The organism is Aeromicrobium sp. Leaf272 (genome assembly GCF_001422865.1).
GTDB lineage: Bacteria > Actinomycetota > Actinomycetes > Propionibacteriales > Nocardioidaceae > Aeromicrobium.
The window spans coordinates 9,551-15,027 of record NZ_LMMY01000001.1; the positions used below are offsets into that span (position 1 = coordinate 9,551).

The 5,477-nt window shown below is 68.5% G+C and carries 5 protein-coding genes; 3 read left to right on the forward strand and 2 right to left on the reverse strand.

Annotation, left to right across the window (positions count from 1 at the left end; genetic code table 11):
* Positions 1-1,763: hypothetical protein (locus ASF38_RS00065; RefSeq protein ID WP_162237263.1), on the reverse strand; the 1,763-nt coding region annotated here is incomplete at its 3' end.
* Between the two features lie 919 nt (positions 1,764-2,682).
* Here ASF38_RS00065 and ASF38_RS17330 point away from each other — a divergent pair.
* The 3 genes from ASF38_RS17330 (at position 2,683) to ASF38_RS00080 (ending at position 5,053) form a co-directional block, all read left to right on the forward strand.
* Positions 2,683-2,883, forward strand: coding sequence for a hypothetical protein (locus ASF38_RS17330; protein WP_156366720.1), 201 nt, complete (start codon positions 2,683-2,685; stop codon positions 2,881-2,883).
* 116 nt (positions 2,884-2,999) lie between these two features.
* The gene (locus ASF38_RS00075; protein WP_156366721.1) at positions 3,000-4,364 is read left to right on the forward strand and encodes a hypothetical protein; all 1,365 of its coding nucleotides are present in this window, start codon (positions 3,000-3,002) and stop codon (positions 4,362-4,364) included.
* Positions 4,365-4,507: 143 nt separating this feature from the next.
* On the forward strand, positions 4,508-5,053 hold the full coding sequence (locus ASF38_RS00080; protein WP_156366722.1) for a hypothetical protein: 546 nt from the start codon (positions 4,508-4,510) through the stop codon (positions 5,051-5,053).
* A gap of 89 nt (positions 5,054-5,142) precedes the next feature.
* On the opposite strand, the gene ASF38_RS00085 is transcribed toward ASF38_RS00080, so the two are convergent.
* Positions 5,143-5,477: HEPN domain-containing protein (locus ASF38_RS00085; protein ID WP_200914342.1), on the reverse strand; the 335-nt coding region annotated here is incomplete at its 5' end.

Sequence of the window (5,477 nt, forward strand, 5' to 3'; positions counted from 1 at the left end):
TTTCGGACGCAGGCGGCGCCGATGTAGTCGAACTCCTGTGAGTCCTTGCTCAGCGTGGCGGCGCGACCGTACTTCGGGAGTCGGCGCTTGAACCAGGCGTTGTAGCTCTCGGCGTTGTTGCGAGCGTTGGCGACGTCGGCGAACTCGTTGGCCTGGGAGCGGCTGATGGGTCGCAGGTCGGAGAGCACCGCCGCGATCGAGTCGCGGGGCCGTTCGTGCTTCTGGGAGGGGTGGGTCGGTTCCGGACTCCACTCGGTGGAGTAGGTGAGGTCGCCGTTCGGGCACGGCAGGACCCAGGTGTCCTCCGAGGCGTAGATCGTGCCTTCGCGGTCAGAACCGAGCTTCTTCCGCCGCGACGACAGACAGGTCGCGGTTGCGACCTTGACCAGGTGCTGGCCATCGGCCTCGACCGAGTGAAGTGCGCCGTCGTCCGTGTAGAGGAGGTGGTTGCATCCGTCGGCGTGTGTCACCGAGCCGACGAAGCGCGGCGCGGACCGGATGATCTCGAAGTGAGGCCGATGTCCGGCTGCGCGCGAACCGGTCACGTGCTTGGCCGAGGTGCTGCGGTAGAGGCTGACGCCGAGTGGGAGTGCCTGGCGCTTGTCGTAGAGCTCCTTGAGCTCGCTCTGACGGGTGTGCCGTCCGTAGGCCTTCTCGGCGTTGCCGAGGGCAGTTCGCTGGTCTGTGGTCAGGTCGGCGATGCGGACCTGAGTGCGGTCCTCGCTCTCGAGGTTCGCGACGAAGACGTCGGCGGCACGTCGAAGCTCCGTGTCGGTTTCGCTCGAGACGGTCAGGATCTCGTCGAGCCCTGGCCCGGCGCTGGAATCGCCGCGGTTGGTGGCGACGGACTTGTTGATCACGCGGATCCCGTGTCGTCCGAGCATGTGGTCGAGGAGGCGCCCGGTGAAGACGCGGTCGTACAGGAGCGTGTGCACGCCGGTGCCGGCGCGCTTCGCGACGGAGCCGATGAGGTCGAGCGCGGCCCACTGCTCGGCGCCGTCGGCGCACCCGGTGCCGAGCACGATCCAGCCGTGCTCGGTGGCGGTGTGCAGGGAGACCATGTTGTAGCCGTGCCGGTGGCTCTTCTTGTCATGGGTGAGGGCGGTTCCGTCGGAGATCCGAGGACGCGAGATGGCGCGGCTACCTCGCGTGATGATCTCTCCCGTTGCGGGTTCGGTCCACTGCTCGACGTCGCTCCAGCGGGTGACGACGGTGCCGTCCCCGATGACCGTGTTCTCAGGCCGGGGATGTGTCCAGTCGACCTCGCTGTCGTCGAGCAGGTGGCCCTGCGTCTTAGCCTGCGCGATCGCGATCTCCTGGAGCTTCGGCTGGAGAAACTCCTCCCAGCGCTGGACGGTCTCGAAGCCGGGGCGGCCGTAGTTGGGGTTCGCGATGATGGACCTCGTGAAGTGCCGGACCTGCTCCCGGTCGGGGCACTTCGGGGGGAACCGGAGCCCCTTTGTCTCTGCGTTGGTCAGGTCAGACCAGGTGTCCTCCAGGCGGCGCCACACGATGTCGTCGTCGAGGGTGGCGATCGCGCTTGCCAGGCTGCCCGTGATGCGAGCGGCCCAGGCCGTGAACAGCAGGATCGAGGTGGGGTACTTCTGGCGGACGCCGGCGCCGCTCTTGCGCAGCTTGTCGCGGTACTCGTCGACGGCGTCGGCGAGTCGGTAGAGACCGGGCCACTCGAGCAGGTCCTGGAGCTCGTTGAGCTCGGACTGCTTGCTGGTGCCGGTGATGGGGTTGGTGGACTGAGTGGTCATGACAGGTTCCTTTGGGTCTCGTGCCAGCCGGTCGGCTCGCATGCCTGTCCGTCCTGCTCGTCCCGCGGAACGCAATTGGTGCACAACTCGTTCGACCTCGACGCGCGTTCTCCGGTCATCTCCCGGGCGTTCCCACGTGGTTGGAATCGTTGATCTGAACGGTGCAGCGGGTCTACGGTCCTGACCCACAGGAGGCTCCATGTGTTCTTGCCGGACCGACCACACCCTCGACACCATGGCTGAGTCGTTGTGCACTTCGGTCACAGAGGCGTGGCGATCCTCGGGCGACTTCGGGGAGCAGACCGTGGCTCGCTGCGGGGAGAGCTGGCGTCGGTTCATCACACGCCAGGTCCGTCTCGGCCGGAGCGACCCGGCGTCGTTCACGGTCGAGGAGTGCAGAGAGTTCGTCTACGCCTTCACCGCTGCCGGCAGACCGCCGGAGGTCCACACCATGCACGCCCGTCGGACCGCTGTCCGGATGGGATTCCGCGCGCTACGCCAGCTCGGGCACGACGTGTCAGACCCGACGCTGGACCTCACGCTGCCACCGCGCAGCGCCACGGCGGCCCGGCCCTTGACCGACCTTGAGGTCGAGCTGTGCCGCAGCGCCGCTCGTCTCGGCGAGGCCGGCGGATCCTCGTTGCAGAGGGCCACCGTCTGGGCGCTCGGAGAGACGACAGCAATCTCGAGTGAGATCTCCGCAGTTCGCATCCGCGACGTCGACGACCCGCAAGACCCTCGATGGGTCCACCTGTCCGGCACGCGGCGCCACGACGCGCGACAGGGCGAGCTGACTGACTGGGGTGTCACGATCATCCGGCGACAGCTGGAGCAGCACCTCCAGACAGGAGCGCCGCCATCTACCCCGCTCGCCTACCGAGGCTCGGCGCAAGGAGGGACCCCGAAGGCGCAAGCCTCCATGGTGAACGCCATCGGTGCCGTCCTGAAGTTCGCCGGTCTGGCCGACGAGGCTGATGTCCGACCCGCCTCCCTGCGCAACTGGGCAGGCCGACGCCTGTTCGACGACGGCATGCCCATCCAGGACGTCGCGCGACGCATGGGCAGCCGCAGCCTCGACGGAGCCGCGGAGGACATCGGACTGAACTGGCGACCGACGTGAGTCCGCGGGGCAGTGACATCAACACCATCGCGAGGGTGCGTGCCATCTGCGGCTCCCGCAGCCTCGTTCAGCTGGGTGCGCGGCTGGCCTGGACGAGCGAGGTCGGTCGACCGCCCGTGCACCCGCCCTACGTCGTCCTCGCCTTCGGGGTGATGGCACGGTTGGCGCGCTCAGCCGTCCGGGTCGAGCGCGACCTCGCAGAGCCCGCCATCTGGGACTTCGCGCGTCACCTCCTCGCCGAGACAGCAGCTGGCTCCGGCCTCGACATGCCGCCGCCGGCAATCGCGCCGCCTCGTTGGGATCACTGGCGGTGGGCACGTGACAAGCACTTCGCGACCGACGAAGGTCTCGGTCAGCTCGGGCGCGAGTTCCCGGCAGTGGCAGCGGGCCTGGCCAGAGAGATCGGTCTGTTCCGCCCTGGAGCGCCGGGCTCCTTCACTCACCCCGACACCACGCAGTGCATCTACGGCGACGGCACTCTGGTGCGACCCCTGTACGCACCCCCAGTCAGCCACACCGTCACCGACGACGACGGCACCTCGCGCGTGCTCTACCCCGACCCCCGCACCGGCGAACTTCGCCCCGAGCCCGCACGCCGTTTCGATCCCGACCTCCAACCCCACCACGGCCGACTAGGGCCGGTTCTTACCCACGGCTACGTCGCCTGGCACGCGCGCGGCCCCGCGCCCTACCAGCGGGTTGTCCTCGCCGCCGACCACATCGCGGCCCCAGGACAGGAGGCCGCCACCTCGGTGAGGCTCGCCGGCGACGTCCACCGCCACCTCGGCAACGGCATCAAGGCCGCCGTCTACGACGGCGCCATGCACGGCGTCCACATCGAACAGATGATGCGCCGCTACGGGTGGCTGGTCCTTGCCAAGACGCCCAACGCCATCACGCAAGGACCGACCACGCTCGTCAACGTCGGCGGCAAACGTACGCGGTCCTACCCGCTCGGCGTCGTCAGCCACGACACCCGGGCCGGCGCCTGCCACCACCAGCTCGCAGCGGTCGACGGCGCCGTCGTAGAACTCGGCTTCGACGAGACCGGCGACCCCGTCGTCACCGCCGCCCTCGAACGAGGACCCGTCAAGCGGTCGCGACGCGCCGGCGGTCAGTACTACTTCAACGTCGCCTACAAAGTCCCGTGTCCGCGCGGCTCGTTCGTCACCTGGCAGTCGCCGCACGCCACCCGCTCCTCGGACACCACTCGTCCGCACAACCTGCGCATCATCCACGAGGCAGACCCGGACTTCGCGCGGCTGTACGGGCTGCGCAACGACGCCGAGAGCTTCCATTCCAACCTCAAAAGGACCCTCATCGTCGACCGCCAGATGAGCCTCGGCTGGCGAAGGGGGCTCTTGGACATCTACTGCTTCGCGCTGCTCAACAACGCCCTGACCGAACAGAGATCCCGCCAGGCGCGCACCGCACCAGCGGCTCGGCCAGCGCGCCGGTCCCGACTGGGAGCGGGCGGATGACCGCCGCCGGGCGGGGCGGCACGGAGTCGGGCGCGCAGGGCGCAGGCAGCCCTAGCCCAGGACCGGATGAGGGCGACGGGAACGCTCTTCTCGACCACGTCCGTCCCGTTTGGTCAGAACCACGGACCGCCGAGGCGCTCGGCTTGCAGAACCCCGCCGAGCTCCGCTTCGCCGCCGATGACAGGACGGTTCTGGGCCTGCCACTGTCCGGTTCTGACGACCTGATCTTCCCCGTCTGGCAGTTCCGCCGACAGGCCGAGAAGGTCACGGTCCTGCCAGGGCTGCTGCCCGTGCTCGACGAGCTCGGAGAGGCGGACCAGTGGGCGGTTGCAGTGTGGCTCCGGATCGAGTCGCCGGAGATCGGATGCACCGCGCTCGAGCTGGCGAAGTCAGACCCTCACAGCGAGGCGCTGTTGGCTCTGGCGCGGAGGGTGGCTCACGAGTGGTCCGACGGTCGACCAAGCCAGACCCGGACCGTCCGACGGGTCCTCGCTGGCCACCTGTCCTACGACGACATCGACCCCGATGCGCAGGGATGGGTGCGCCGTGAGTGGACGCGACGCATGGTCGTGCGTCGGAGCGGCCTCGACCTCGAGGCCGAGTTCGAAGCACAGGGTCGGGCGTGGACAGAGCTCGACGAGACCGGGCAACTCGTGCGGCGGGAACCTGCACCAGACGCTTCGGACTGACGGTCCGAGCGGATCCTGGGTCCGATGTCGACTCCAGCGTCCCGGCGCCGGCCGGTGAACCGTGCTCCGGTGCGGACGACGGTCGCAGGTCACAACCGGACGTAGGGCCGATGCATCGGCACGAGCCGGAGGTTGCGCTCGATGACCTTCTTCGGAGTGCCCAGGCGCAGAGCGACCCAGACGCGGAACAGGAGACGGGTCTCGCGGAGGAGGTTCAGCAGGTCCAACGAGTCCACGTCCGGGTGCTCGGGGTGCTTGACCATCCGGTACTTGTCGGCGACGTCGAGGCGCCAGGTGTTGAGGTCGAAGCCGAGGTCCACCTCGATCTCGTCAACGATGCGGCGCAGGTGTTCGCGGATCTGTTGCCCAGGTCGCACATCTCGCTCGACGGCGATGTTGTAGCCGATGTCCTCCATGGCAGCGG

What these genes read in the sequence shown, in the direction of transcription:
- ASF38_RS17330 (WP_156366720.1), top strand. Translation starts at nt 2,683, where the DNA reads ATGGTGAACGCCATCGGTGCCGTCCTGAAGTTCGCCGGTCTGGCCGAC.